The organism is Delftia sp. ASV31 (genome assembly GCF_016428765.1).
GTDB lineage: Bacteria > Pseudomonadota > Gammaproteobacteria > Burkholderiales > Burkholderiaceae_C > Comamonas > Comamonas acidovorans.
The window spans coordinates 1-301 of the sequence record NZ_JAELTK010000324.1; the positions used below are offsets into that span (position 1 = coordinate 1).

Sequence of the window (301 nt, forward strand, 5' to 3'; positions counted from 1 at the left end):
AACTGGAAGCAATTCACCGGCAAGATCCGTGAGCAATGGGGCAAGCTCACCGATGACGATCTGGACGTGATCGCCGGCAAGCGCGAGCAATTCCTGGGCAAGCTGCAGGAGCGCCAGGGCCTGGCCCTGTCTCTTATACACATCTCCGAGCCCACGAGACGCTGACGTTGATCGCGTATGCCGTCTTCGGCTTGAAAAGGGGGGGGGGGGGGGGGGGGGGGGGGGGGGGGGGGGGGGGGGGGGGGGGGGGGGGGGGGGGGGGGGGGGGGGGGGGGGGGGGGGGGGGGGGGGGGGGGGGGGG

The 301-nt window shown here is 72.8% G+C and carries 1 protein-coding gene; it reads left to right on the top strand.

Features of this window, described 5'->3' with window-relative positions:
• The coding region (locus JHD82_RS29650; protein ID WP_199140498.1) for a CsbD family protein at nt 1–165 on the top strand (165 nt) is incomplete at its 5' end.
• Between the last annotated feature and the right edge of the window lie 136 nt (nt 166–301).